The following is a 23,881-nucleotide window of genomic DNA, read 5'->3' on the forward strand; positions in this document are numbered from 1 at the left end:
TTGCATCGTCCTATCTGCCAGAAGCGTCCCATTTGCGAGCAAAATCGACTCGGAAGTGAGGCGGTCTGCCTTTCGCAGCCGCGAAAAAAGGATTGATCTCGGCCCGCTTCCGGGCGAACCGGGCGCCGGGGTCGCCAGCCGGATCCCGGCACGAGGGGGGCAGGTTCTTGGATAGCCCGGTACGCCTGATTCGCACGCGGCGCTTCGCCGACGATCGCGGGTCCTTCTGCGAGACCTATGTGGAGCCCCGCTGGGCGGCCGCAGGTGTCGACGTCCGCTTTGTGCAGGACAATGAGTCCCATTCGGTGCGGACCGGCACGATTCGCGGCATCCACTTCCAGCGCCCGCCTCATGCCCAGGCCAAGCTGGTGCGCTGCGTGCGCGGCCGCATCCTCGATTATGCGGTGGACCTGCGCCGCGGCTCGCCGACCTATGGCCGCCATGTCGTGGCCGAGCTGTCAGGCGCGAATGGCGACCAGCTGTTCATCCCGGTCGGCTTCGGCCACGCCTTCGTCACCCTGGAGGCGGACTGCATCGTCGCCTACAAGGTGTCCGACTATTATGCGCCGGACAGCGACGGCGGGGTGTTGTGGAGCGATCCCGATCTCGCCATCGACTGGCCGTTGCCGCCCGAGGGCGCGACCTTGTCCGCGAAGGACGGCGTGCTGCCGCGCCTCGCCGACTTCGACAGTCCCTTCGCCTATGACGGACGCCCGCTCGACGGCGTCCAGGGAGCCTGACCGCCCATGCGTATCCTCGTCACCGGCGGTGCCGGCTTCATCGGCTCCGCGCTCGTCCGGCATCTCGTCGCGGAGAGCGACCATGAAGTGCTGACCTTCGACAAGCTCACCTATGCCGGCAACCTCTCCTCGCTGGCGCCGGCGATGCGCGGCAACCGCCATCATTTCATCGAGGGCGACATCTGCGACGCCGGCGTCGTCGCGGCCACCTTCGCCGCCTTTCGGCCCGAGGTGGTCGCCCATCTCGCCGCCGAGAGCCATGTCGACCGCTCGATCGACGGCCCGGGCGAGTTCATCAACACCAATATCGTCGGCACGTACACCATGCTCCAGCAGGCGCTGGGCTATTGGCGCGGGCTGGAAGGCGCGGAGAAGGCGGCGTTCCGCTTCCATCACATCTCCACCGACGAGGTGTTCGGCTCGCTCGGCGACGAGGGCTATTTCACCGAGACGACCGCCTATGATCCGCGCTCGCCCTATTCGGCGTCCAAAGCGGCGTCGGACCATCTCGTCCGCGCCTGGGGCCATACCTATGGCCTGCCGGTGCTGGTGACGAACTGCTCGAACAATTACGGGCCCTATCATTTCCCGGAAAAGCTGATCCCGCTGGTCATCATCAAGGCGCTGAACGGCGAGGCGCTGCCGGTCTATGGCGACGGCTCCAACGTGCGCGACTGGCTGTTCGTCGAGGATCATGCGCGCGCGCTGCGCGCCGTGTTCGAGCGCGGCCAGCCAGGCGAGACCTATAATGTCGGCGGCAATGCGGAGCGCAAGAATATCGAGGTGGTGCGCGCGATCTGCGCCGCGCTCGACGCCCGGCGGCCTCGGCCTGACGGCAAATCCTATGCCGAGCAGATCAGCTTCGTCACCGATCGGCCCGGCCATGACCAGCGCTATGCGATCGACGCCGCCAAGATCCGCGCGGAACTCGGCTGGCAGCCGACGCTCGGCTTCGAGGAGGGCATCGCCCGCACCGTCGACTGGTTCCTCGACAATCAGGACTGGTGGCAGGCGATCCTCGACAGCCGCGATGCCACTCGCCGCCGGGGCCAGGCGTGACGCGCCACATCCTCGTCACCGGCGGGGCAGGGCAGGTCGGCATCGAGCTCGGCCGCGTCGATTGGCCGGATGATGTGGTGGTGCATGCGCCGGCCCGCGATGTGCTCGACCTGACCTCGGCGGCGAGCGTTTCCGCCTGTTTCGCCGCGACGCCGTTCGCGGCGGTGGTCAACGCCGCCGCCTATACCGCTGTCGACAAGGCCGAGGGGGAGGCGGGCGCCGCCTTCGCTGCCAACGCGCTTGGCCCGGCGCTGCTCGCCGACGCGACGCGGGCGGCCGGCATCCCGCTGGTCCATGTCTCCACCGACTATGTGTTCGACGGCACCCGGCCGGGTTTCTACGAAGAGAGCGACCCGGTGGCGCCGCTCGGCGTCTATGGCGCTTCAAAGCTGGCCGGCGAGCTGGCGGTGCGCGCCGGCAATCCGCGTCATCTGATCCTGCGTACCGCCTGGGTGCTTTCCGCCCATCGCGGCAATTTCCTGAAGACGATGCTCAGGCTGGCGGGCAGCCATCCGCGGCTGCGCGTCGTCGCTGACCAGATCGGCTGCCCGACCGCCGCAGCCGACATCGCCGCCACGCTGAGGACGGTGACGCTCCGCCTGATCGAGGACGAGGCCGCGCCGGTCGGCACCTATCATTTCGTCAATGCCGGCGAGGCGAGCTGGCATGGCCTCGCCGAGGCGATCGTCGCGGGCCGGGTGCCGGTCGACGCGATCGCCACCGCCGACTATCCGACGCCCGCGCGGCGGCCGGCCAATTCGCGTCTCTCGACGGCGAAGCTGGCGCGCGACTATGGCATCCGGCCGCGACCGTGGCAGGCAGCGGTGGCGGAGATCGTCGCGGAGCTGGAGGGAGGGTACCCCTCCCGTTCGCCCTGAGCTGGCATTGAGCCCTTCGACAGGCTCAGGACGGGCTCAGCCTCCAACCCCGGGCGGATGGAGGCGGAGGCAGGCGGGCGGAATGATTTTCTGGAAGGAACAGGCATGAAGGGCATCATCCTCGCCGGCGGCTCCGGCACGCGGCTGCACCCGATGACGCAGGTGACGTCGAAGCAGCTCATGCCGATCTACGACAAGCCGATGGTCTATTATCCGCTGTCGACGCTGATGCTGGCCGGCATCCGCGAGATCCTGATCATCTCGACGCCGCGCGACCTGCCGTCGTTCCGCGACCTGCTCGGCGACGGGAGTCAATGGGGCTGCCGCTTCGAGTTCGCCGAGCAGGCGAAGCCCGAAGGCCTCGCCCAGGCCTATCATATCGGCGCGGAGTTCGTGGCCGGCGGCCCGTCGGCGCTGATCCTCGGCGACAATATCTTCTATGGCCATGGCATCACCGACCTGTTCACCTCGGCGATCGCGCGGCCGGAGGGGGCGACGGTGTTCGCCTATCACGTCACCGATCCGGAGCGGTATGGCGTGGTCGAGTTCGATCCCGGAATGCGCGCCGTCTCGATCGAGGAGAAGCCCGCCGCGCCGCGCTCGAACTGGGCGGTGACCGGCCTCTATTTCTATGACGCCGAGGTGGTCGACATCGCCGCCAACCTCAAGCCCTCGCCGCGTGGCGAGCTGGAGATCACCGACGTCAACAAGGCCTATCTGGAGCGCGGCCGCCTTTCCGTCGAGCTGATGGGGCGCGGCTTCGCCTGGCTCGATACCGGCACGCCGGACAGCCTGATCGAGGCCGCCGAGTTCGTCCGCACGCTGGAAAAGCGCCAGGGCTTCAAGGTGTGCTGCCCGGAGGAAGTGGCTTTCGACAAGGGCTATATCGGCGAGGCCGAGCTGACCCGCATCGTCGATCGTCTGGGCAAGAGCGCCTATGGCCAATATCTGCGCGCCCGCGTGCTGGAGCGGCGATGAGGCCGCCCGCCACAATTCATCCCGCGTAGGGACGCAGGGTCCGCGTCGCAGCAGCTCCCGCGGGCAGGGCCCTGCGGGACGCCGCTTCGACAGGCCCAGAGGCCGCTCAGCGCCGGCTGCCGGGCCTTATGGTGAGGCGAGGCTGCACAGCTCGCGCAGCGTGATGCCGTAGGTCTCGCAGATATGCGCGCGCAGCGCCTGCTTGGCCTCGGCCATCTCGGCATAGGCCGCCTCCTCGGCGGCTTCGTGGTCCGGGTTGATCCCGGAATGATCCGGGACCAGGGCTTCCCATGTCTTGCCGTGGCGGCGGGCGGCCTCGCGCACCGCCGCGACGAGTTCCATCGCGTCCATGGCCGAAACAACGCCCAAAGTCGCGAGCGGTGCCCGGTGCGGGCGCGCTCAGCGCGGCCCCAGCCGCCTTTCCCAGGCGAGGGCATGGGTGACGATCGTGTCGAGATCGTCGAGTTGCGGCCTCCAGCCGAAGCGGCGACGAATCTCGGCCGAATCGGCAACCAGCGCATCCGGATCGCCGGCCCGGCGCCCCTCCAGCCGGCGCATGATCGGCATGTTGGTCACCCGATCCACCGCGTCCAGCACTTCGAGCACGGAGAAGCCGCGGCCATAACCGCAATTGAGGCGGTGGCTGGTGGCGGGATCGGCGATCAGCGCCTCCAGCGCCAGCAGATGGGCCGCGGCGAGATCGGTGACGTGGATGTAATCGCGTACGCCGGTGCCATCGGGCGTCGCGAAATCGGTGCCGAACACGGCGACGCTGTCGCGCTTGCCGGTGGCGGCCTCGGCGGCGATCTTGATGAGATGGGTGGCGCCGGCCGTCGACTGGCCGGCCCGGCCCTGCGGATCGGCGCCGGCCACGTTGAAATAACGCAGCGCGCAATAGTTGAGCGGATGGGCGGCGGCGACATCGGCCAGCATCGCCTCGGTCATCAGCTTGGACATGCCATAGGGGTTGATCGGCCGCTGCGGCGCGCCCTCGGCGACCGGATTGGTCTCCGGGATGCCATAGGTGGCGGCGGTCGAGGAGAAGATGAAATGGCGCACCCCGCCGATCACCGCCGCCTCGATCAGCGCCCGGCTCGCCGCGGTGTTGTTGCGATAATATTTGAGCGGATCGGTGACCGATTCCGGCACCACCACCGATCCCGCGAAATGCATGATCGCGCCGACGCCATGGGCGGCGATCGCGTCGCCCATCGCCGTCATGTCGCCGACATCCGCCTGGATGAACGGCACGTCGTCCGGCACTGCCGCGCGGAAGCCGGTGACCAGCGTATCGACGACCACCACCGGCCAGCCCGCGTCCCTCAGCGCCAGCACGGCATGGCTGCCGATATAGCCGGCGCCGCCCGTCACCATCACCGTCGGCCGATCCATCATCATCTCCCTTGCCCGTCTGTACCGCGTGCCGACGCCTTATAGGGAGCATCGCCCCGCCGGAAGCCGCTTGGCGCGGATCAGCCTATCGTCTAGGCGAATAGGCAGGAAATGGGGGCGATGCTGACACAGCGCATTGACATGGTTGAGGCCGAGGCGCCGCCGGTGCTGTCCGTGATCGTCCCGGTAAAGGACGAAGAGGCCGGCATCGCCCCCTTCATGCGACGCATCGCGCCGATTCTGGATCGCGTCGCAGGCAGCGCCTGGGAAGTGCTGTTCGTCGACGATGGCAGCACTGACGCGACGCTCGCCGCGATCCTCGCCGCTCATGCCGACGATGCGCGCGTGCGCGCCATTTCGCTGTCGCGCAATTTCGGCAAGGAGGCGGCTCTGTCGGCCGGCCTCGATCATGTGCGCGGCGATGCCGTCATCCCGATCGACGTCGACATGCAGGATCCGCCGGAGGTGATCGCCGAGATGGTGGTGCGCTGGCGGGAAGGCCATGAGGTCGTCTACGGCGTGCGCCGCGACCGGCGCAGCGACAGCCTGCCCAAGCGGCTGACCGCCGATCTTTATTACCGCGCGCACAACTGGCTCTCGGCCGACAAGATCCCGGAACATGCCGGCGATTTCCGCCTGCTCGACCGCCGGGTGGTGGAGGTGATCCGCCGCATGCCGGAGCGCAACCGCTTCATGAAGGGGCTGTTCGCCTGGTCCGGCTTCCGCCAGTCGGGCGTGGAATATGAGCGCGCGGAGCGCACCGTCGGCACCACCAAGTTCAACTATTGGAAGCTGTGGCGCCTCGCCATCGACGGCATCACCTCCGGGTCCACCGTGCCGCTGCGGGTGTGGAGCTATCTTGGGGCGAGCGTCGCCCTGCTGGCGCTGCTCTATGCCGGGGTGGTGGTGCTGCGTACCTTGCTGTTCGGGCGGGACATGCCGGGCTACCCCTCGCTGATGGTCGCGGTGCTGTTCCTCGGCGGGGTGCAGCTGATCTCGCTGGGTGTGCTCGGCGAATATATCGGGCGCATCCTCGTCGAGGTGAAGGGCCGGCCGATCTATGTCGTGCGCGAGACGATCGGGTTCGAGGAAGGACAGGGCTGATGGAACGCGCGACCTATGATCGCATGGCCGAGATCGACGGCGCGCATTGGTGGTTCGTCGCCAGGCGGCGGATCATCGCGGGGCTGATCGAGGCGCAGGCCGGGCTGCCCAAGGGCCGCAAGCCGCGAATCCTCGAAGTGGGCGCCGGGACGGGCTCCAATCTCGCGCTGCTCCAGCATTATGGCGCGGTCGACGCAATCGAGCCGGACGACGGCGCCCGCGCGCTGGCCACCGCGCGCTCCGGCATCGCGGTCAAGGGCGGCCTGCTGCCCGACGGCGTCGAACTGGAAGACGGCGCCTATGATCTGATCGTGCTGCTCGACGTGCTGGAGCATATTCCGGACGATGTCGGTGCGCTCGGTGCGCTCAGGCAGAAGCTGGCGCCCGGCGGGCGGTTGCTGATGACGGTGCCGGCGATGCCGTGGTTGTGGAGCGCGCACGACGTCGCCCATCATCACCAGCGCCGCTACACCCGCGCGACACTCCGCGCAGTGGTGGAGCGGACCGGCTATCGCGTCCGCCACCTCACCCATTTCAACAGCGTGCTGATGCCGGCGATCGTCGCGGCGCGCGCGGTCGGCAAGTTGACGGGCCGCGAGGGCGGCGACGACGCGCTGCCTTCGCCAGGCGTCAACCGTTTGCTGGAAACGCTGTTCGGTGCCGAGCGGCACTGGGTGGCACGCCATAGCCTGCCGGCCGGCGTGTCGCTGGCCGTGGTGGCCGAGGCTCAGCGCTCGTCCTGAGCCTTGACCAGCGCGGCCTCGAACAGGGTCGCCGCGTCGTTCCAGCTATAGGATGTCGCCGTGGCGTAGGCGGCATCAGACATGCGGCGCCAGTCCGCTTCCGACCCGGAGAGCATCTGTTCCAGCCGGCTCGCCGCTGCCTCGGCATCGTCAAAGGGAACGATGAAGCCATTCTCCCCTTCGCGAATGATATCGATCGGTCCGCCGACCGGCGTCGAGACGACCGGGCAGCGGCAGGCCATGGCCTCGAGCGGTGGAAGGTGGAAGCCCTCGCCGCGGCTCATGCACAGCCAGGCATCGCATTCGGCGTAGATGTCGCGAATTGTGTCCTGAGGCGGCAGCGTCGTGTGGATGGTGCCTTCGGGGAGTGGCAGGGCCGGCGTCGGGTCGATGGCCCCGAAGGTGCGCAGCCTCACCCCGGGCAGGCGCCGGCGGAGAGCCTCGAAGGCGCGGATGCCTGCCTCGCAATTCTTCCAGGGGGTCGGGGAATAGAGCAGGCCGACCGTGGGCGGGGAATGCCGACCGCGCGCCGCCGCATTGAACTGCGTCATGTCTACGCTGTTCGGGATCATCGCAACGCGCTGATTGCCGAATTTGTCACGCAGCAGATCGTCAAGCCACTTGGAAATGGTGATCTTGAACGACGGTTGGCGCAGCACCGCGTCGACTCGATCCTTGAATCGCTCATCGAACATCGCTTCGTAGTGCTGGATGAAATGAGCATGACTACCCTTGGAGGCGGGCAGCGCCGCAACCCACTCCGCCGTCTCCCACCAGGTTCCGATCACCACATCGGCATCGGGCAGGTCGGCAGCGACGATCGGCCGATGCCGGTCGATCATCCGCGGCGTGACGCTGGAGCCAGCGTAATAGGGTTCGGGCGATTTCCTGACGAACTTGCGGCCGTGCCGCAAATTCGAAAAACGCTGGCGTAAGGTCGGCTCACGAGGCGGCTGGCAGACCACTGACACACTATGGCCCCGTTCGTGAAGCTGTCGCGCATAGATGGCGATCACGCGATCTCCGCCAGACATGGTAAAGGGCGCACACACGAAAGTAACGCGCATTTGACAGGAATCCTCGGCGGGAAGGCGAGGGGCGCTGGTTACACGACCCAATAGCTATCGTCCACCATCACCAACCCGCCGATTTCGACAATAAATGTCGGATTGACCCAGATCGGGACATTTTATCCGGAAGTCTGCAGGGCGACGTTAAGCGACCTTTTTCTTCTTCTGTGGCAAGGTTTCTGCTAGCCCAGAGGGGCGTGCGGCCGATCATTGGTTTGCATAGCGGGAGTCTCGAATGTCTGTTGGGCAGGTCGTGAGGACGGAATCGGGTGTAGAGCTCCCTCCTCATCATGGCTCGCGGGCCGGGTTTTCTCTCCTCGAATCGGTTCGCCGGCGCCCTTATCTGTGGGTCGGCCTTGCCGCCTTCGTGCTGCCGACCATGGCGCGCGTCGCCCAGGCGACCTGGTCCAGCGAGCAGGGCGCGCACGGGCCGATCGTGCTCGCCACCGGCCTGTGGTTGATCGCGCGGCAGAAGGACGCCGTCGCCGCCGCCGTCCGGCCGGGCAACGGCAGGGTGATGTGGCTGATGCTGGTGCCGCTGCTGCTGCTGTTCACTTTCGCGCGCATCACCAGCATCATCGAGATCGAAGGGGCGGCGATGTACGCCGCGGTCGTGGTCGTCGCCTATGGCCTGATCGGCCGCAGGGCGCTGGCCGCGATCTGGTTTCCGCTGGTCTACCTCCTCTTCATCTTCCCGCCACCGGACACGGTGTTCGCGATGATCACCCAGCCGCTGAAAATCGCGGTATCGCGCTGGGTGGTCGATATCCTGCATGGCGTCGGCTATCCGATCGCCGGCTCCGGCGTATCGATCCAGATCGGCAATTACGAGTTGCTCGTCGCCGCCGCCTGCGCCGGCGTCTATTCGCTGATCAGCCTGTCGGCGATCGGCCTGTTCTACACCTATGTCCGCCACAATTCGAACTGGCGCTACATGCTGGTGCTGATGGTCGCGATCGTGCCGGTGGCGATCCTCGCCAACGTCATCCGCGCGATGGCGCTGGTGCTCGTCACCTATCATTTCGGCGAGGCGGCAGGGCAGGGCTTTTTCCACGAGTTTGCGGGCCTGTTCATGTTCACCGTCGCGTTGCTCAGCATCTTCCTGATCGATCTGCTGGGCACGCCGATCCGCAATCGTCTGGCGCGCGAAGGAGCTGAGGCGTGAGCGGCATGCGGGCAGATACCGGAGGGGAAAGAGTGGGCGAACCCCGGCCCGGCACCAGCCGGCGCGAGATGCTGGTCGGTGGCGCCCTGATGCTTGCCGCCGCCGCCGCCTTCCTGCGTACGCCGCGCCCGACGCCCGACCCGCTCGGCAAGACGCAGCTCGACGACATCATGCCGGCGCGGATCGGCGCGTGGACCTACCAGACGGACAGCGGCCTGATCCTGCCGCCCGCCGACCAGCTGCGCGACAAGATCTACAGCCACCTGCTCACCCGTATCTACCAGCGCGAGGACGGCGCCAGCGTGATGCTGCTGATCGCCTATAGCGGGCGCCAGGACGGCACGTTGCAGGTGCACCGGCCGGAGGTCTGCTACCCGGCCAGCGGTTATCGGCTGGTCAGCTCGGAGCCGCATGCGCTGCCGTTGCCGAACAGCGGCACGCTGCCGGCGCGCTACGTCGTCACCGAAGGACAGGTGCGCAACGAGGAACTGGTCTACTGGACCCGCATCGGCCCGCATTTCCCGACGACCTGGGGGCAGGAACATCTCGCCGTCGTCCAGGAGAATATGGCCGGCCGCATCCCTGACGGCCTGCTGGTGCGCATCTCGACCGGGGTCAATGGCGATACCCGGCCAATTCTCGACGGTTTCGCCGACGATCTCATCAAGGCCGCCGGCCCGCGCCTGCGCCACCTGCTGATCGGAAACATCGCCTGAGCCCTGCTTTCGGGTGGTACCGAACCCTTCGACAGGCTCGTTTCCGCATGTCTCGGCGGGGTGTCGGGTGCCCCTCTAGAGCGAAAGCTTCTTGAACACCCCTTCGGGGACAGCGCGGATGATCGCCATGATCATCCGCCACAGCGGCTTCACATAAACCACGTCACGGCCCTTTTCCTGGGCGCGGAGGATCGCCTCGGCGACCTGCTCGGGCCGGGCGGTGAGGCGGGGCGGCAGCTCCATGCCTTCGGTCATGCGGGTGGCGACGAAACCGGGCTTCACCGTCAGCACGTGCACGCCTTTTCTGGCGAGATGGTTGCGCAGGCCGGACAGGAAGGCGGTGAACCCCGCCTTGGCGGAACCATAGATGAAATTGGACCCGCGGCCGCGCTCGCCGGCGACCGAGCTGATGCCGATAATCGCGCCGCTGCCGCGCGCCTCCATGCGCCGCGCCAGCGAGAGCAGCAGCCGCGCCGGGCCATTATAGTTGGTCGCCATCACGCGCTCCGCGACGGCCGCATCGGCCGCCGATTCGGCCTGGTCGCCGAGCAGGCCGGCGACCATCACCACCGTGCCGGGCAAGACCGGCAGGCTGGTCACGAACGGCTCGGGATCGGCTGCCGTCACGTCGCAGGCGACCAGCGTCACGGCCGCGCGGTGGCGGATCTCGAGGTCGCTCGCCAGCGTCGCCAGTGCGGCCGGATCGCGCGCGGCGAGGATCAACGCGCAGCCGCGAGCGGCATAGGCCCGGGCGAGCGCGCGGGCGATGTCCGAGCCGGCACCGATGATGAGCACGGGCGAGAGGGGCTGGGTCATCCGATCTCCAGGCGTTGCGATTGCAGGGATTCGAGGCGGCCGACGAGGCCATAGTCGCGGCGCACGGCGCGAAACCGCTCGAGCCGCGGATAGCCGCGCATCGTCGCCGGCGCCGCGCGCGCATCCTTGGCGAGATAGATGCGCCCGCCATGCTCGGCGGTGATCGCGTCGAGCCGGTCGAGCAGGGCGAGGTTGCCGGTGCTGGTCGGGAAATCCATCGCCAGTGTGTAGCCTTCCATCGGAAAGGACAGATGGCCGAAGGATTCCGCCCCCATCCGCTTCAGCACGGCGAGGAACGAGGCATTGCCGCCCCGCGCGATCGCCTCAAGCAGGCGGCGCATGCCGGCGCGGCTCTCCGCGAGCGGCAGCACGCACTGATATTGGACGAAGCCGCGGCGCCCATAGATGCGGTTCCATTCGAGCAGGGCGTCGAGCGGATAGAAATAGGGGTAGAGATCGACCAGCGCGTCGCCCGGCCGCTGGCGCTGATAGTAGAGGGTGTTGAAGGCGCGCACCGGCAGGCGACTGAGCGCGATGGCCGGGAAGTCGATCGGCACGCGCTTCGGCGCCCGCGCGGCGCGCGCGAACGGCCGCGAGCGTTCGGCGAGGGGCAGCTCCTCGGCCCGGGCGTGCTCGCCGAGAAAGAGCAGCGAGCGACCGAGCCGCGCGTCGGTCTGCAACCCGTCGATCCAGGCGACCGAATAGGTCCAGTCCTGCGCGCTTTCGAAAATGGCGAAGGCCGCGTCGAGGTCCGGTGCGCGCACGGTGCGCTGGCGGATGCGCGCCGTCTCGACGCGGAGCAGGCGGAAGGCTGCACGCAGGATCAGGCCGGTCAGCCCCATGCCGCCGCAGGTCGCGGCGAACAGCTCCTCATGCTCGGCCGGGCTGCACCTCAGCACCCGCCCGTCCGGCAGTGCAAGATCGAGCCACAGCAGATGCCCGCCGAACCCGCCGGCGCCGTGGTGATTCTTGCCGTGCACATCGGCGGCGATCATGCCGCCGACGGTGACGAAGCGCGTTCCCGGCGTCACCGGCGCGAACCAGCCGCGCGGCAGCAGCGCCTCGATGATGTCGGAGAGCAGCGTGCCGCCTTCGCATTCCAGTACGCCCGCGGCCTCGTCCAGCGTCAGCATATGGCCGAGCCGGCTGGTGAGGAGCACCCCGTCGGGATTGAGGCTGGCATCGCCGTAGGAGCGGCCATTGCCCCGCGGGATGATGCTGGTGAAATCGGCCAGTGCCGCGCCGGCGGCCGCGGACGTGCCCGGCTCCGTCACCGCGCAGCGCGCAATCGGCCAGCGTCCCCAGCCGCTCAGCATCCGTGTGGGCGCAGCGTTCAGATCGACACCGCGATGATCGCGCCGACGCACAGGCCGGTGGCCCAGCTCGCCCGGTCCGTGATCGCGAAGATGACCGGGTCGTCGTGCAACTCGCTGCGGCTGGACAGGATCAGCACGCGGCTGATCCAGTAGAGCAGCAGCGGGCACACCAGCCACATGCGGGCGGGATGGGCATAGAGCGCCATCACCTCAGGGCTCGACATGTAGAGCGTCACCACCAGCACCGCGCCATAACCGGCCGCCGCGGCAAGCGGGAAGAGCACGTTGAGATCGCCGACGCGATAGCCGCGGCCGGTCGTCGCCGTCTTGCCGGCATCGCGGCGCTGCACCAGCTCCGAGCAGCGCTTGACCAGCGCCAGGCTGAGGAAGATGCATAGGCTGAACATCAGCAGCCACGGCGACTGCTGAGTGCCGGTGGCGGCGAGCCCGCCGAGCACGCGCAGCGTATAGAGCCCGCCGAGCACGATGACGTCGACCACCACCTTGCGCTTGAGGATCATCGAATAGGCGACCGTGGCGACGACGTAGACGAGCAACGTACCGAGGAAGCGGACTGGCAGCAGCTGGGCGAGCGCGATCGCCGCCGCGATCAGCATCACGCCGAGCAGGATGCCGTGGACGATCGGCACCTCGCCGGCGGCGAATGGCCGGCGGCACTTGCGCGGATGATCGCGATCGCCCGGCAGATCGAGCAGGTCGTTGAGGATGTAGGCGCTGGACGCCGCCAGGCAGAAGCAGACGAAGGCGATGAGCGTGGCCAGGATCGTTGCGGCGTCAAAATGATGGCCGGCGATCATCGGCAGGAACAGCAGCGCGTTCTTCGCCCATTGATGCGGACGCATCGCCCGGATGTAGCCGCGCGGGCGGGAGCGCGGCCGCGCCACCAGCTCGACATCGGGAAAGGCGCGGCGCACGCGTGCCTCGAAGCCGCGACTATGGGCGACGAGCAGCCGGCGGCGCGCGCTTTGCCACACCGCCATGTCTACCGGCATGTCGCCGACATAATCATAGCCGCGCTCGCCAAAGGCCTCGGTGAGCCGCTGCGCCTTGGCCGCGCCGGCGACATTGGTGTCGCGATCGGTGGCGATGACGCCGGCGATCCCGCCGATGCGATCGGCCAGCGCCTCCACGTAACGCCGGTCGGAGGCCGACGCGAGCCACACCGGCCGCCCCTCCGCCTGTGCGGCGCGGATCAGCGCCAGCGTCTCCTCGCGCAGCGGAACGGAGTCGGTGCCGGGCTCGATACGGTCGGCGAGATTCGCCTTGAGCCGTGCCTTGCCGCCGATCAGCCAGACAAGCAGCTGCGGCGCCTGCAGCGGGTTGCGGGCGATGAAATGCAGTGCCGCTTCATGGAGGAGATCGGTGCGCAGCAGCGTGCCGTCCACATCCACCGCGAGCGGGATCGGGTCCGGCCCCGTGATCGCCTCCACCCTGCTCATGCCGGGCCAAGCCTTGCGGCCATCTCGCGCGCCAGCCGCACGCCTTCGGAGATGCCGCGATCCTCGGGATAGTAGAAACAGGTGTCGACGATCTGGAGGCCGGCGATCGGCGTCTGGATCGGCGGGATCTTGTCGGCAAAGCCAGGCTCGCAGATCGGCTGGGCATAACGCAGGCGCGCCACCTTGCGGGCCAGCACGTCCTGTTCGGTGACGGCCGGATTGATGCGGCGGATCGCGGCGAAGGCTTCGTCGAGCAGGCGATCGTCGGGCCAGGCGAAACGCGGATTGGTGACCGGCATGTAATAGGGCACGAACACGATGGCATCGCCGCCGACCGGCCGCAGGTTCGAGAATTCGATGATGCCGGGGACCGGGATGTCCGGCTCGGTGATGTTCACCCAGAAATGCGGGGAGACCGATCGCGCCAGTTTGAACACCAGGCAGCACACGCCGATATTGTGGATGGCGGCGTATTTCGCCTTCCATTCGGCCGGCAGGTCGGGGACCATATCGGCGACGAGCGGCGTGGGTACGGTGGAGATCACCGCGTCCGCGGCGATCACGCCACCGGGGGTCTCGACGCCGGTGACATGGCCGTTCTCGCTCAGCACCCGGGTCGCCGGGGCGGACAGGTGGATCTTGCCGCCGAGGCCTTCGATTCGATCGCACAGTGCCTTGACCAGCGTCTCGGAGCCGCCCTCGATATAGCCGAGCTCTTCCTGAAACAGCGACCTGCGCGAGCGGCCGATGCGCTTCACCCGCGTCCAGATCCAGGCGGCCGAGACATTGTCGGCATATTCGTAGAATTTCAGGTCGAAGAGCGGCTTCCACAATTTGTCGTAGACCTCGCGCCCGCCCCAGCGCGTGATCCACTCCCGCGCTGACTGTTTTTCCAGCGCGTCCCAGCGCTCGCGCCGGGTGGAGATGAAGGCGAGCAGGCCATAGCGCAGCCGCGAGAGGAGGCTGATTCCCGGGTAGCGCAACAGCGCGACCGGATTGCCCCAGCCATGCAGCTCACCGCCGGAAAAATGGCCCATGGACGTACCCCGCCAGCGCATCTTGTCGCCGAGGCCGAGTTCCTCGAGCAGGGCGAAAGTGGGCAGGTCTGCCTTGCACACGAAATGATAGAAGCGCTCGATCGACAGTCCGTCGAAATCGAAATGCGCGGCCATGCCCCCCGGCTCCGGTGCGGCCTCGACCACTTCGACATGATGCCCGGCCTTGGCGGCGTGATAGGCAGCCGCGAGGCCCATGGCGCCGGCGCCGATCACCACAACACGCGCCATCTGCAAAGACCCCTCAATCTTTCGCAGTGCGGAATTATCCTGCGCGGGGAAGACCTGCAAGCACGAACCTAAGGAGAATCTCATTCATCGTTGGTCATCCGGAAGTCATGATGATGAGCTACCCTCCAAATTCCTCCCGTCCGGCGGCGCTATCACAGATCGCCAACTTGGGTCGCAAGCCTCGAAGTGCTTGCGAGGGACGGGGTAGGGATAGACCGCGTTGGCGAGGATCATGGCGGCGTCGTTGGCAAAATAGATGCGAGCCTCGCCCATCGACACGAGCGCGGTGAGCAGCGCCACCGCCAGCGGTAGTCGCGGCGCTGTCGCCACGCCGGCTTTCGGGGCACGCAGACGCAAGATGACGGCGGCCAGCCAGCCGTTCATCACCGCCAACGTCAGCCAGCGGCCATAATCGATCGCTACCGCGCCCAACGCCACCATCGGCACGAAAGAAACGAAGGCCAGGAGCGCGAGTTCGTCGCGGCCGGCGGGCAGCAGCAGGTACATGTAACATGCCAGAACCACCACGCAGCTGCTGATGAAGATGCCGGTCTGGACATCAGAGAAGCTCATACACGCCGAAGTGACCAGCGTTCGCAGGCCGCCAGCCGACATGTAGGCGGCGTGCATGCCCGTCACCGGATCGTGGCGCAGGATGGTGCGCGCGATCGCGGGCCCATCGTCGCCGAATGCCGACTGGGCGCCGGCGATGACGACTATTCCGCTGACGAGGAGGGCGAGCGGCGTCACGGCGGCCCGTGCCGGCAGGCGGCCCGTACGCGCGTCAGCCCAGGCGAAGGCGGCGAGCAGCGCCCCGCCGTAAAACAGCGCCACCTCGTGAACCAGCGATCCGGCCAGCAGCGACGCCACGGCGATTCGCTGTCGCCCGTCGACCATGGCCAGAGCCGCCCAGGCGACGAAGCTCATCGCAAGCATGTCGCTGCGCGCGAGATCGAGCGCCCAGGCGGCAAATAGCTGCGGCGAGAGGGCAAGCAGGGCGGCGAACCACAGCCAACCGCTTTCGTGGCGGTTCGCCAGCCGGCGCAACAGCAGGATGAGCGGCGCGAGCAGCAGAAGCGTGCCAAGGATATGATAGCCGGCTGCCGGATCGATCAGCGCGCTGTCGCGAATCAGCGCCATCACCGTCCCGCTGGCGCCGCGTCGGATGAAGCCGTTGTCGAGGTAGCTCGGCCACAAAATGTCCATCTGGTAGGCGTCGGCGATCGGGCCATCAGCCTGTCCCGGTAGAAGCCGTCGGCACGACACCAGCACTATGTCGGCGGCAAGCAGGGCCAGCACCGATGTCCTCACGCCCGCTGTCCGCCACGTCGCGTCTATCGAAATCGTACCGATCCTCGGTTCGTAGGCCCCCTCGACCGTGCCCGAACTATGGTAAAGATCGGGTTATCAGGTTGACCGCCGGCGCGGGGCGGGGGATTAGATTGCGCGCCGCAGCGATGAGGGATCCCATGCCGGGGGGGAGTGTGTTGCCAGCCGCCGAGGCCAAGCGGCGGGCGCCGGTGGACGGCGGCGAATTCGCCCGTTTCGTCGTCACCGGGGTGGTCGCCACCGGCGGCAATGTCGGGGCGATGTGGCTGGCGCGGCATTTCGTCGATTATAGCCTGGCGCTGCTCGCCGGCATCGGCGCGGGCATGACGCTGTCCTTCCTGCTCACCAAGCTGTTCGCCTTCCGCTCGCGTTCATGGAGTGCGGCGAGAGGAGAAATGGCGCGGTTCTTCGTCGTCTACGGGTTTGGCGTCACGCTTTATTGGGGGGTGTCGATGCTGGCGGGGCAGGCGATCCTGCCGCACTTGCTGCCGCGTCAGCAGGCCGAGCTGCTCGGCGTCCTGATCGGCGCCGGGGTGATGACGCTGACCAGCTATTTCGGCCACCGGTTCTACACCTATGGCGAAGGGGGTGGCGATGAATGAGGGTATGGCCGCAAGCGAGGCGCGCGAAGCGCCGATCGACTGGCCGGCGCTGGCCCGCGCGCCCGATCCCTGCCTGATCTGCGGCGAGACCGCGCACGAGGCGCTTTATCCGCCCAGCTATCATGGCACGATCGCCGGGGCGGCCGGCTATTTCCTGGCCCATCGCGCCGCCACCGCCCATGGGCCGATCGTGCGCTGCGGCGGCTGCGGCTTCGTGTTCACCAGCCCGCGTTTCTCCGGCGCTGACTATGACCGCATCTATGGCGGTATCCATGCGCCGGACAACCTTGATGAGGCGTTCGACGCGGCCAAGGCGGCGCGCTTCCGGCGGCTGGGCGACATCGTGCGCAGACATCTGCCCGAGGGCGGCGACTTCCTCGATCTCGGCTGCGGCGATGGTGGTTTCCTGCGTCTGTTCGACGACCCGCGCGGGCGCGGGTTCGAGGTGGGCTTGCCCGGGCGCCGCTCGGCCGGGCGCAGCGAAGTGATCACCGGCGATTGGGCCAGCTTCGCCACTTCCCCGGATTGCCCCCGCGCCTCGCTCGATTACCTCACCGCCTTCGACGTGCTGGAGCATCTGCCGCGCATCGACGAGGATGTGGCGCTGATCCGCGCGGTGCTGAAGCCGGGCGGGCTGTTCTTCGCCAGCGTGCCCAATGTCGAGAGCCTCGTCGCCAGGGCGATGGGCCGGCGGTGGAACATGCTGCTGCTCGAGCATCTCTGGTATTTCTCGCCCGCGACGCTGGCGCGCTTCCTGGCGCGGCACGGCTTCGAGCAGATCGAGGTCCGCTCGGTGCCCTTCGACGCGCCGGTCGCGCATATCGCCACCCGTCTGGCGCAGACCTTCGGGATGAAGGGGACGTTCGGTGTCGGCGCGCTGTCGCGCATGGTGTTGCCGGCACCGGCGGGGATCATGCTCGGCGTCTACCGGGCGCGCTGAGCCACCCCCGTCGCGGACTGCGGGAGCACCGATCGCCAGCCGGGGTCGCACGGCTCGAACAGCTGCCCGCGATCCCTCGACGGTCCGAGCATTCGATCGGCGAGCAGGCGCGCGGCGTCGTTGCCGAAGTAGGTGCTCGCCGTGCGCATCGGGAGCAGCAGGAGGAGAAGCATCGCCGCGATCGCCACGTGCCGGCGTGGAACGGCATCTGTCCGCGGATCGCGGATGCGGAGCAGGATGGCAGAGAGCCACGCCGTGATCACCGCGAGCATCAGCCAGCGCCCATAGTCGACCGCCACGACGGACATCGCTGCAAAGGGCAGGAATGACACGAAGGCGAGAAGGGCGAGATCACGTCGGCTGCCGGGCAGCAGGATCGCCATGTAGAGTGCCAGCACCACGACGCAGCTGGCAATCATGAACGGCGCATGCCCTGTCCCGAAGCTGATGCAGGCGGAGCTGAACAAGGTCCGCAAGCCGCCGACGGTCATGTAGGCGGCGCTCGCTCCCTCGACGGGATCATGGGCGAGGATGGTCTCGGCGATGCGCGCCTTGCTGTCGCCGAGCAGGCGTTGGGCAAGGATCAGCACCGCAACTCCACCCATGAGCAGCGCCGCCAGCCCCGCTGCCTGACGCAAAGTCAGCCGGCCGGTGCGATGATCCCTCCAGGCGAAGGCGGCGACGAGCGGCACGCCGTAGAACAGGGCTGTCTCATGCGCGAGCGTTCCGGCCAGCAGCGCGGCGACGGCGAGCCAATGGCGGCGGTGCGCCAGGGCCACCGCCGCCCAGGCGATGAAGCTGATCGTCAGCATGTCGCCCCGCCCGAAATCGGTGCCCCAGCCGAGGAACAGCTGCGGCGACATGACGAGCAGGGCGCCGAACCACAGCCAGCTCCGCCCGCCCCGGCGGGCGAGCGCCGACAACAGCAAGGTCAACGGCACCACCAGCAATATCGCGGTGAGCAGCTGGTAGCCGGCCGCCGGCTGGGCCAGTCCGGCATCGCGGAGCAATTCCATCAGCGTGCCGCCGAGACCGCGCCGGATGAATCCGTTTTCGACGTAATTCGGCCAAAGGATGTCGCGCCGATAAGGGCCGAGCAACATGTCCGGATCACTGGCCCCCGGCCGGCCGATCGCCCAGGGCAGGAGCTTGCGGCACGCGGCCGCCACCGCCGCGCCGGCGATCAGCGCGAGCAGGATGGCCCGCCCGGCCTCGCTTTGTCTCCGTTCACGCATGCTACCCCCCTCACCCCCGGGCAAAGCCGCTACACCATGCTGGCAGAACCTTCCGTCGCCGCCCGACGCATCCGTGCCAGGCATCCGGCGTCGCCGATCTCGCCGCACATCCGCGCCTGCAGCCGTGCCGCGCCGGTGCTGTTGCGCGCGGCGCGGGCGAGATTCTCCAGCGCGTCGGTGGCACCCGCCTTGTCGCCGCGCTCGATCAGCGCCTTCACCAGGCTTTCCGCCATCCGCACATTGTCCGGCGCGGCGCGCGCGCCTTCGCGCAGCTGGCTGAGGGCGAGATCCTCCTCGCCCAGCCCGCGCAACCAGCCGGCCAGCAGGATGCGGGCCGTGGCATTTCGCGCGTCATCAGCGACCACCCGGCGACCATCGGCAACGGCGGCCCGGAAATCGCGCCGCGCCGCCGCCAGCCGGGCGCGGGCGAGCAGCGCGCGCGGTTGCCCCGGGTCGCGGGCAAGAATCTCGTCGAGCATCGCCCCCGCCTGCCCGGTGGCACCGCGCAGCGCCAGCGCGGCGGCATAGGCGGCGCGCGCATCGGCATTGGCGGACGTCGTCGCCGCTTTCGCCACGTCCGGCCCGAGAATGGCAAGCGCCACGTCCGGCCGCCCGAGATCATTGGCGCGCTGCGCCTTTACCGCCCTCATCTCCAGCGACAGATCGGGAACGACGGCGGCGAGGCTGGCAGCCGGCGGCACGGCCGGCCCGGCATCCCGCCACAGCTCGAGGATGTCGGCGGCGAGATCGAGGCTGTTGGGCGCCTGCTTCATCGCCCTGGCGACCGTCTCGTCGGCGGCGCCCGTGTCGCCATCCTCGTAGAGCATCCCGGCATAGGCCAGCAGGTCGGCTGGATCGGGCTTTTCGAGGAAGGACAGCCGGCGCAGCGTGCGCATCAGGTTCGCCCGTTCGCCGGTCCCGGCATAGAGCGTGCGCAGGAAGGTCAGCCGCCCGCCCGGGTCCTGCTGCACCGTATCCAGCGTCTCCTCGATCAGCTTGGCGGCGCCGGCCGCGTCATTGCTGCTGGCGAGCAGCCTCGCCTTGAGGATCATCGCATCCATGTCCTGCGCGTTGGCGGCGAGCAGATCGTCGATATATCGACGCGCCATCGCCTTGTCGCCGTGCTGGAGGGCGGAAGCCGCCTTCATCACCCGGGCGCCACGGTTGCTCGGGTCGGCGAGGAGGATGCGGTCGGCATAGCGATCGACATCGTCGGCGCGGCCGAGCGACATGCCCAGCCGCCCCAGCGTCATCAGCGCCTCGCCATTATTGGGATCGAGCTCGACGGCGCGCTGATAGGCCGTATAGGCGCCGGTGGCGTCGCCCGCCGTCACGGCGATCCGGCCAAGCAGCAGCCAATAGTCGGAGATGTCGTCGCGCTCGCTCGTCGCCTTTCGGGCACTGTCGATCGCGGCGCGCAGATTGCCCTGCTGCATATAGGATTCGGCCGCGATCGCCGCCTTGCTCGCCCGATCCGCACGCGACGAGCAGCCGGCGAGCAGCGCCAGCGTTGCTGCGGCCGCGAAGATGCCTCGCATTACGGCGCCTGTTCCTGCCATCCGTGCTGCCGCTCCGCTGCTGCTGCCGGCCTGAATCTGCCGGGGGACGTCACGCTAAGCCGCGTTGTCAACGGATTGGCAACAGGATTCGTGGCAGAACGCATTCCGCGATTGGGGTGGCGCTGGCCCGGGTCTTTGGGCTAGAGCATCGCGACATGCGAAATCCTGGACCGGGCTTGGGGACGCCTTGTCCGGCGGGCGGATTGAGCGAGCTAATAGCTATCGCAAGGGAGTGCGGGATGCGGGTTGCAGGAAGCTGTGTGTTGGCCTTGCTCGTGGCGGTTCAGCCCGCCTTGGCGCAGACCAATGCCACCCAGGCCCCCAGGGCCGCGCAGAAGCTGCGCGACTATCGGATTAATCCGGGCGACGAGCTCGAAATCTATGTCTGGGGCGAGGAGCGGTTGCAGCGCAGCGTGAAAGTGCTGCCCGACGGCACCTTCTCCTATCCGCTGGTCGGCCGCGTCGAGGCCGCCGGCCTGCTGCCCGTCGATATCGAGAAGGCGGTCACTGCCGGCCTGCGCGGCCAGTATCGCGATCAGGTGCCGCAGGTCACGGTGTCGGTTCGCGCCACTGCCGGCATGCAATTCTCGGTCGCCGGGAAGGTGCGCGCGCAGGGTACGTTCACGCCGACCCGCTATGTCAACGTGCTCGAGGCCATCGGCATGGCCGGCGGCCCGGCCGATTTCGCCGACCTCAACAATGTCACGATCCTGCGCAAGCAGGGCGACAGGCTCGTCTCGGTGCGAGTGCGCCTGAATGACGTGCTGAAGGGTAATGTCCGCGACAATGTCGATCTTCCGCAGATCGAGACCGGCGACACGGTGATCGTACCGTGATGCGGCGTCAGGTGAGGGGCCTGATTCTCTGTGCAGTGCTGCTGTCGACCGCCACGCAGGCGGCCGACACGCGCTGGTCGGCCGTGGCGACGGCTGGCGCCGGCTATTCGCGCAATCCTTTCTCGACATCGGGTGCGAATTATCGCGGCGGCAGCGGCTTTTATTCCGCGGCCATCGCGCCGACCTTCGACATATTGACCGAGCGTACCAACGTATCGCTCACGGGCCACGCCAGCCTGCAGGATTATTTCAAGAGTTACCGGGAGTCCAATTCCTACGGTGCCGGCGCGACCATCACCAATCAGACGACCGAGCGGCTGTCGCTGAATGCGCGCCTGTCCTATGACAGCTCGGTCATTGGATCGTCGGTCGCCGACATCATCGACACGCCGATCGATGAGCCTGTCGATGCCGGCCAGGATGTCGGCCTGTTCGGGACCAGCGACCGCCGGCAGACTTATGGCGCCAATGCCGGCTTCGCCTACGCCCTCTCCGCGCGCGACAGCATCAACGGCAGCGGCTTCTACACGGCAAGCCGCTATCATACGCTTGGCAACCTCGGCAATTACGACAGCTATGGCGGATCGCTCGCCTACCAGCGGCAGGTGTCCGCGCGGGTCAAGCTGGGCCTGCAGGGCAGCGCCTCCTACAATGATTATCAGCGCAGCGAGGCCAGCCTCGGCGGCGGGCTGACGAAGGTCTATTCGCCGCAGGCGACGTTCGACGTGCAGCTCAGCGAGATCTGGACGCTCAACGGCGCGGTCGGCGCGAGCTTCATCAAGCGCGGCGGCGACCTGTCGGGCAGCGGCACCAGCACCACCTTTTCGGGCAGCATCACGCTCTGCCGCCGGGGCCAGCGCCATCAGGAATGCCTGAACGCGAGCCGGCAGGTGCGCCCGACGGGTTTCGCCGGTACCCAGAACCAGACCCAGATCGGCCTTACCAGCAATTATTCGCTGAGCGAGCGTACCCGCCTCAATGGATCGGTGAGCTACACCGATCTCGGCGGGCGCGGCCTCGGATTGGCGGGCGGGGTGATCGATCGCGTTTTCGCGACCAATGTCGGCCTGAGCCACCAGCTGACCGAGCGCCTGTCCGTGACCTCGGGCGCCTTCTACAGGCGGTTCGCGGGATCGAGCACCAACGTGCGGAGCGATCTTGGCGGCCGCCTTGGCCTTTCCTACACGCTTGGGGATCGTCGATGAGTGCAGCTGAGGCTTATGCAAGCGACGAGGGCGACGGGTCGGCGCTCCTCTCCAACATCCACGCCATTCTGTGGCAGCGCAAATGGCTGCTGCTGGTGCCGTTTGTGCTCTGTTCGATCGCCGGGGTTGCGGCCGCGTTCCTGCTGCCGCGCAGTTACGAATCGCGCGCCGTGCTGCTCGTCGAATCGCAGAGCCTGCCGGTCGATATCGGGACGAACGGGTCGGTCGGCGAAGTCATCGATCGCCGCATCGCGCGCATCCGCGAGCAGATCCTGAGCCGCCCGGACCTCATCGCGCTGATCCAGGCCAACGACCTCTACAAGGCGTCGTCGCACAACCAGTCGCTGACCGATCTCGTCGCCAGGATGCGCAGTGCGACCGACATCAGCCCGGTCGAGGCGGACATCGCGCCGACGCGCGGTGGCTCGTCCTCGATCGCGTTCGCGCTGACCTTCAACTATCCGGAGCCGGGCCCGGCCCAGCTCGTCGCCCAGGCGTTTGTCGATCGCCTGCTGCGGCTCGATGCTTCGGAGACGCAGAAGCAGGCGGAGGACAATGTCCGCTTCCTGCAGGACCAGGCGAGCAGCCTGCAGGACCAGATCAGCGCCATCGAGGGCGAGATCAACCGGATCACCGGGCAGAACGGCATGGCGCTGGCCAATGCCGGCGGCAGCGCCTTCATGTTCGGGACCGGCGCCACCGGCTTCGAAAGCCAGATCGCGCAAATCCAGCGCGACAATGCCCAGCTTTCCGCACAGATCGGCAACGGCTCGGTGGATCGCGATCCGCAGGTCGCTGCTGCCGAGGCGCGCCTCGCCGCGGCCAAGGCGATCTACGCCGACGACCATCCCGACGTGAAGCTGGCGCAGAGCCAGCTGGAGGCGGCGCGCCGCGTCGCCTCGCAGCAGCGCAGTGGCGACAATGACGCCGCCATCCGCCAGCAGATCGCCAACAACAATAATCTGATCAACCAGATCCGCCGCCAGAAGGATCTCCAGGAAAGCCGGGCGGCGACGATCATGGCCGCCCAGGCCCGCGGACCGGCGGTGGTGCAGCAGGTCAATCAGCTGCAGGCGCGCGCCGATTCGCTGCGCGGAAATCTCAGCCGCATCAACGCCAGCCTGGTCAGCGCCCAGTCGGTGGTCAAGCTGACCGGCGAGCAGCGCGCTGAACATCTGACGCTGATCGATCCGCCGGTGACGCCCGACAAGCCGACCAAGCCCAACCGGCTGATATTGATCGCCGGCGGCATATTTGGGGGCCTTGCCCTCGGCCTCGCGCTGGTGCTGCTCATCGAGCTGGTGATGCGCCCGATCCGGAGCGTCGGCACGCTCACCCGGCTGGTCGGCGCGCCGCCGCTGGGGGTGGTGCCGATCCTGAGCGGCAAGGGCAGCCACCCGAGAACGCGCGGTTTCCGGCTGTGGCCGTTCCGTCGCAAACAGGCATAGTGAC

23 protein-coding genes are annotated in these 23,881 nt (G+C 67.8%); 13 read left to right on the forward strand and 10 right to left on the reverse strand.

Annotation, left to right across the window (positions count from 1 at the left end):
- Positions 1 to 167 precede the first annotated feature (167 nt).
- The 4 genes from rfbC to rfbA all read left to right on the forward strand — a co-directional run bounded on the left by rfbC (position 168) and on the right by rfbA (position 3,655).
- Positions 168 to 740: a dTDP-4-dehydrorhamnose 3,5-epimerase gene (gene rfbC, locus KOF26_RS04715; protein ID WP_216320894.1), complete on the forward strand. Its 573-nt coding sequence runs from the start codon at positions 168 to 170 to the stop codon at positions 738 to 740.
- 6 nt (positions 741 to 746) lie between these two features.
- Positions 747 to 1,799: a dTDP-glucose 4,6-dehydratase gene (gene rfbB / locus KOF26_RS04720; protein WP_216320897.1), complete on the forward strand. Its 1,053-nt coding sequence runs from the start codon at positions 747 to 749 to the stop codon at positions 1,797 to 1,799.
- Entirely contained in the window at positions 1,796 to 2,677 is an 882-nt protein-coding gene (rfbD, locus tag KOF26_RS04725) for a dTDP-4-dehydrorhamnose reductase (protein WP_216320900.1), read from the forward strand. Before rfbB ends, rfbD begins: the two co-directional genes overlap by 4 nt.
- 105 nt (positions 2,678 to 2,782) lie before the next feature.
- Positions 2,783 to 3,655 carry a glucose-1-phosphate thymidylyltransferase RfbA gene (gene rfbA, locus KOF26_RS04730; RefSeq protein WP_216320902.1) on the forward strand — a complete coding sequence of 291 codons (873 nt, stop codon included), beginning with the start codon at positions 2,783 to 2,785 and terminating at the stop codon, positions 3,653 to 3,655.
- 126 nt (positions 3,656 to 3,781) lie between these two features.
- On the opposite strand, the gene KOF26_RS04735 is transcribed toward rfbA, so the two are convergent.
- Positions 3,782 to 4,006 (reverse strand): hypothetical protein, encoded by a 225-nt coding sequence (locus KOF26_RS04735; RefSeq protein ID WP_216320905.1) that lies wholly within the window; start codon positions 4,004 to 4,006, stop codon positions 3,782 to 3,784.
- Between the two features lie 48 nt (positions 4,007 to 4,054).
- Positions 4,055 to 5,050: a UDP-glucose 4-epimerase GalE gene (gene galE / locus KOF26_RS04740; protein WP_435876839.1), complete on the reverse strand. Its 996-nt coding sequence runs from the start codon at positions 5,048 to 5,050 to the stop codon at positions 4,055 to 4,057.
- Positions 5,051 to 5,167: 117 nt separating this feature from the next.
- On the opposite strand from galE, the gene KOF26_RS04745 reads away from it, so the two are divergent.
- Together KOF26_RS04745 and KOF26_RS04750 are read left to right on the forward strand one after the other, a co-directional pair.
- Entirely contained in the window at positions 5,168 to 6,151 is a 984-nt protein-coding gene (locus KOF26_RS04745; RefSeq protein ID WP_253201097.1) for a glycosyltransferase family 2 protein, read from the forward strand.
- Positions 6,151 to 6,894 carry a class I SAM-dependent methyltransferase gene (locus KOF26_RS04750; protein WP_216320912.1) on the forward strand — a complete coding sequence of 248 codons (744 nt, stop codon included), beginning with the start codon at positions 6,151 to 6,153 and terminating at the stop codon, positions 6,892 to 6,894. The genes KOF26_RS04745 and KOF26_RS04750 overlap by 1 nt, the downstream gene beginning before the upstream one ends.
- Here the strand turns inward: KOF26_RS04750 and KOF26_RS04755 are convergent.
- A complete protein-coding gene (locus tag KOF26_RS04755) occupies positions 6,879 to 7,961 on the reverse strand; it encodes a glycosyltransferase family 4 protein (RefSeq protein ID WP_363181819.1) in 1,083 nt (360 codons plus the stop codon). The genes KOF26_RS04750 and KOF26_RS04755 overlap by 16 nt on opposite strands.
- Before the next feature lie 238 nt (positions 7,962 to 8,199).
- Between KOF26_RS04755 and xrtV the strand changes: the two genes are divergently transcribed.
- Both xrtV and epsI read left to right on the forward strand, forming a co-directional pair.
- A complete protein-coding gene (gene xrtV / locus KOF26_RS04760) occupies positions 8,200 to 9,129 on the forward strand; it encodes an exosortase V (RefSeq protein WP_216320918.1) in 930 nt (309 codons plus the stop codon).
- Positions 9,130 to 9,161: 32 nt separating this feature from the next.
- Positions 9,162 to 9,845: an exosortase-associated protein EpsI, V-type gene (gene epsI / locus KOF26_RS04765; RefSeq protein WP_363181822.1), complete on the forward strand. Its 684-nt coding sequence runs from the start codon at positions 9,162 to 9,164 to the stop codon at positions 9,843 to 9,845.
- 75 nt (positions 9,846 to 9,920) lie between these two features.
- Here the strand turns inward: epsI and KOF26_RS04770 are convergent, their stop codons facing one another.
- Genes KOF26_RS04770 through KOF26_RS04790 form a run of 5 tightly spaced genes read right to left on the reverse strand, consistent with a single transcriptional unit; the run spans position 9,921 to position 16,034 of the window.
- Positions 9,921 to 10,661, reverse strand: a complete 741-nt coding sequence (locus KOF26_RS04770) for an SDR family oxidoreductase (RefSeq protein ID WP_216320921.1) — start codon at positions 10,659 to 10,661, stop codon at positions 9,921 to 9,923.
- Positions 10,658 to 11,977: an FAD-binding oxidoreductase gene (locus KOF26_RS04775; RefSeq protein WP_216320924.1), complete on the reverse strand. Its 1,320-nt coding sequence runs from the start codon at positions 11,975 to 11,977 to the stop codon at positions 10,658 to 10,660. The genes KOF26_RS04770 and KOF26_RS04775 overlap by 4 nt, the downstream gene beginning before the upstream one ends.
- Before the next feature lie 17 nt (positions 11,978 to 11,994).
- A complete protein-coding gene (locus KOF26_RS04780; protein ID WP_216320927.1) occupies positions 11,995 to 13,437 on the reverse strand; it encodes a UbiA family prenyltransferase in 1,443 nt (480 codons plus the stop codon).
- Positions 13,434 to 14,807, reverse strand: coding sequence for an NAD(P)/FAD-dependent oxidoreductase (locus KOF26_RS04785; RefSeq protein ID WP_216320930.1), 1,374 nt, complete (start codon positions 14,805 to 14,807; stop codon positions 13,434 to 13,436). The genes KOF26_RS04780 and KOF26_RS04785 overlap by 4 nt, the downstream gene beginning before the upstream one ends.
- Positions 14,808 to 14,828: 21 nt before the next feature.
- Entirely contained in the window at positions 14,829 to 16,034 is a 1,206-nt protein-coding gene (locus tag KOF26_RS04790) for a hypothetical protein (RefSeq protein WP_216320946.1), read from the reverse strand.
- A 158-nt stretch (positions 16,035 to 16,192) separates the two neighbouring features.
- Between KOF26_RS04790 and KOF26_RS04795 the strand changes: the two genes are divergently transcribed.
- Together KOF26_RS04795 and KOF26_RS04800 are read left to right on the forward strand one after the other, a co-directional pair.
- A complete protein-coding gene (locus KOF26_RS04795) occupies positions 16,193 to 16,654 on the forward strand; it encodes a GtrA family protein (RefSeq protein ID WP_216320948.1) in 462 nt (153 codons plus the stop codon).
- Entirely contained in the window at positions 16,647 to 17,594 is a 948-nt protein-coding gene (locus KOF26_RS04800; protein WP_216320953.1) for a class I SAM-dependent methyltransferase, read from the forward strand. Before KOF26_RS04795 ends, KOF26_RS04800 begins: the two co-directional genes overlap by 8 nt.
- On the opposite strand, the gene KOF26_RS04805 is transcribed toward KOF26_RS04800, so the two are convergent.
- Both KOF26_RS04805 and KOF26_RS04810 read right to left on the reverse strand, forming a co-directional pair.
- A complete protein-coding gene (locus KOF26_RS04805; RefSeq protein ID WP_216320956.1) occupies positions 17,579 to 18,829 on the reverse strand; it encodes a hypothetical protein in 1,251 nt (416 codons plus the stop codon). The two genes, KOF26_RS04800 and KOF26_RS04805, sit on opposite strands and share 16 nt — an antisense overlap.
- A gap of 29 nt (positions 18,830 to 18,858) precedes the next feature.
- The gene (locus KOF26_RS04810) at positions 18,859 to 20,367 is read right to left on the reverse strand and encodes a tetratricopeptide repeat protein (protein WP_216320959.1); all 1,509 of its coding nucleotides are present in this window, start codon (positions 20,365 to 20,367) and stop codon (positions 18,859 to 18,861) included.
- 281 nt (positions 20,368 to 20,648) lie between these two features.
- Here KOF26_RS04810 and KOF26_RS04815 point away from each other — a divergent pair, with 281 nt between their 5' ends.
- From KOF26_RS04815 to KOF26_RS04825, 3 genes are read left to right on the forward strand one after another with little or no spacing between them, the layout of a single operon-like run.
- The gene (locus tag KOF26_RS04815; RefSeq protein WP_363181826.1) at positions 20,649 to 21,224 is read left to right on the forward strand and encodes a polysaccharide biosynthesis/export family protein; all 576 of its coding nucleotides are present in this window, start codon (positions 20,649 to 20,651) and stop codon (positions 21,222 to 21,224) included.
- Between the two features lie 11 nt (positions 21,225 to 21,235).
- Positions 21,236 to 22,429 carry a porin family protein gene (locus KOF26_RS04820; RefSeq protein WP_216320965.1) on the forward strand — a complete coding sequence of 398 codons (1,194 nt, stop codon included), beginning with the start codon at positions 21,236 to 21,238 and terminating at the stop codon, positions 22,427 to 22,429.
- Entirely contained in the window at positions 22,426 to 23,877 is a 1,452-nt protein-coding gene (locus KOF26_RS04825; protein ID WP_216320968.1) for a GumC family protein, read from the forward strand. The genes KOF26_RS04820 and KOF26_RS04825 overlap by 4 nt, the downstream gene beginning before the upstream one ends.
- Positions 23,878 to 23,881: the final 4 nt, after the last annotated feature.

This window comes from Sphingomonas quercus (genome assembly GCF_018863195.1).
GTDB lineage: Bacteria > Pseudomonadota > Alphaproteobacteria > Sphingomonadales > Sphingomonadaceae > Solisphingomonas > Solisphingomonas quercus.

Bases quoted from the DNA above. Each gene is read 5' to 3' on its own strand.
- rfbB (WP_216320897.1), top strand. From the start codon at position 747: ATGCGTATCCTCGTCACCGGCGGTGCCGGCTTCATCGGCTCCGCGCTC.
- rfbA (WP_216320902.1), top strand. From the start codon at position 2,783: ATGAAGGGCATCATCCTCGCCGGCGGCTCCGGCACGCGGCTGCACCCG.
- KOF26_RS04735 (WP_216320905.1), bottom strand. From the start codon at position 4,006: ATGGACGCGATGGAACTCGTCGCGGCGGTGCGCGAGGCCGCCCGCCGC.
- galE (WP_435876839.1), bottom strand. From the start codon at position 5,050: ATGATGGATCGGCCGACGGTGATGGTGACGGGCGGCGCCGGCTATATC.
- KOF26_RS04745 (WP_253201097.1), top strand. From the start codon at position 5,168: ATGCTGACACAGCGCATTGACATGGTTGAGGCCGAGGCGCCGCCGGTG.
- KOF26_RS04750 (WP_216320912.1), top strand. From the start codon at position 6,151: ATGGAACGCGCGACCTATGATCGCATGGCCGAGATCGACGGCGCGCAT.
- KOF26_RS04755 (WP_363181819.1), bottom strand. From the start codon at position 7,961: ATGCGCGTTACTTTCGTGTGTGCGCCCTTTACCATGTCTGGCGGAGAT.
- xrtV (WP_216320918.1), top strand. From the start codon at position 8,200: ATGTCTGTTGGGCAGGTCGTGAGGACGGAATCGGGTGTAGAGCTCCCT.
- KOF26_RS04770 (WP_216320921.1), bottom strand. From the start codon at position 10,661: ATGACCCAGCCCCTCTCGCCCGTGCTCATCATCGGTGCCGGCTCGGAC.
- KOF26_RS04775 (WP_216320924.1), bottom strand. From the start codon at position 11,977: ATGCTGAGCGGCTGGGGACGCTGGCCGATTGCGCGCTGCGCGGTGACG.
- KOF26_RS04780 (WP_216320927.1), bottom strand. From the start codon at position 13,437: ATGAGCAGGGTGGAGGCGATCACGGGGCCGGACCCGATCCCGCTCGCG.
- KOF26_RS04785 (WP_216320930.1), bottom strand. From the start codon at position 14,807: ATGAGATTCTCCTTAGGTTCGTGCTTGCAGGTCTTCCCCGCGCAGGAT.
- KOF26_RS04795 (WP_216320948.1), top strand. From the start codon at position 16,193: ATGCCGGGGGGGAGTGTGTTGCCAGCCGCCGAGGCCAAGCGGCGGGCG.
- KOF26_RS04800 (WP_216320953.1), top strand. From the start codon at position 16,647: ATGAATGAGGGTATGGCCGCAAGCGAGGCGCGCGAAGCGCCGATCGAC.
- KOF26_RS04805 (WP_216320956.1), bottom strand. From the start codon at position 18,829: ATGCGTGAACGGAGACAAAGCGAGGCCGGGCGGGCCATCCTGCTCGCG.
- KOF26_RS04810 (WP_216320959.1), bottom strand. From the start codon at position 20,367: ATGCGAGGCATCTTCGCGGCCGCAGCAACGCTGGCGCTGCTCGCCGGC.
- KOF26_RS04825 (WP_216320968.1), top strand. From the start codon at position 22,426: ATGAGTGCAGCTGAGGCTTATGCAAGCGACGAGGGCGACGGGTCGGCG.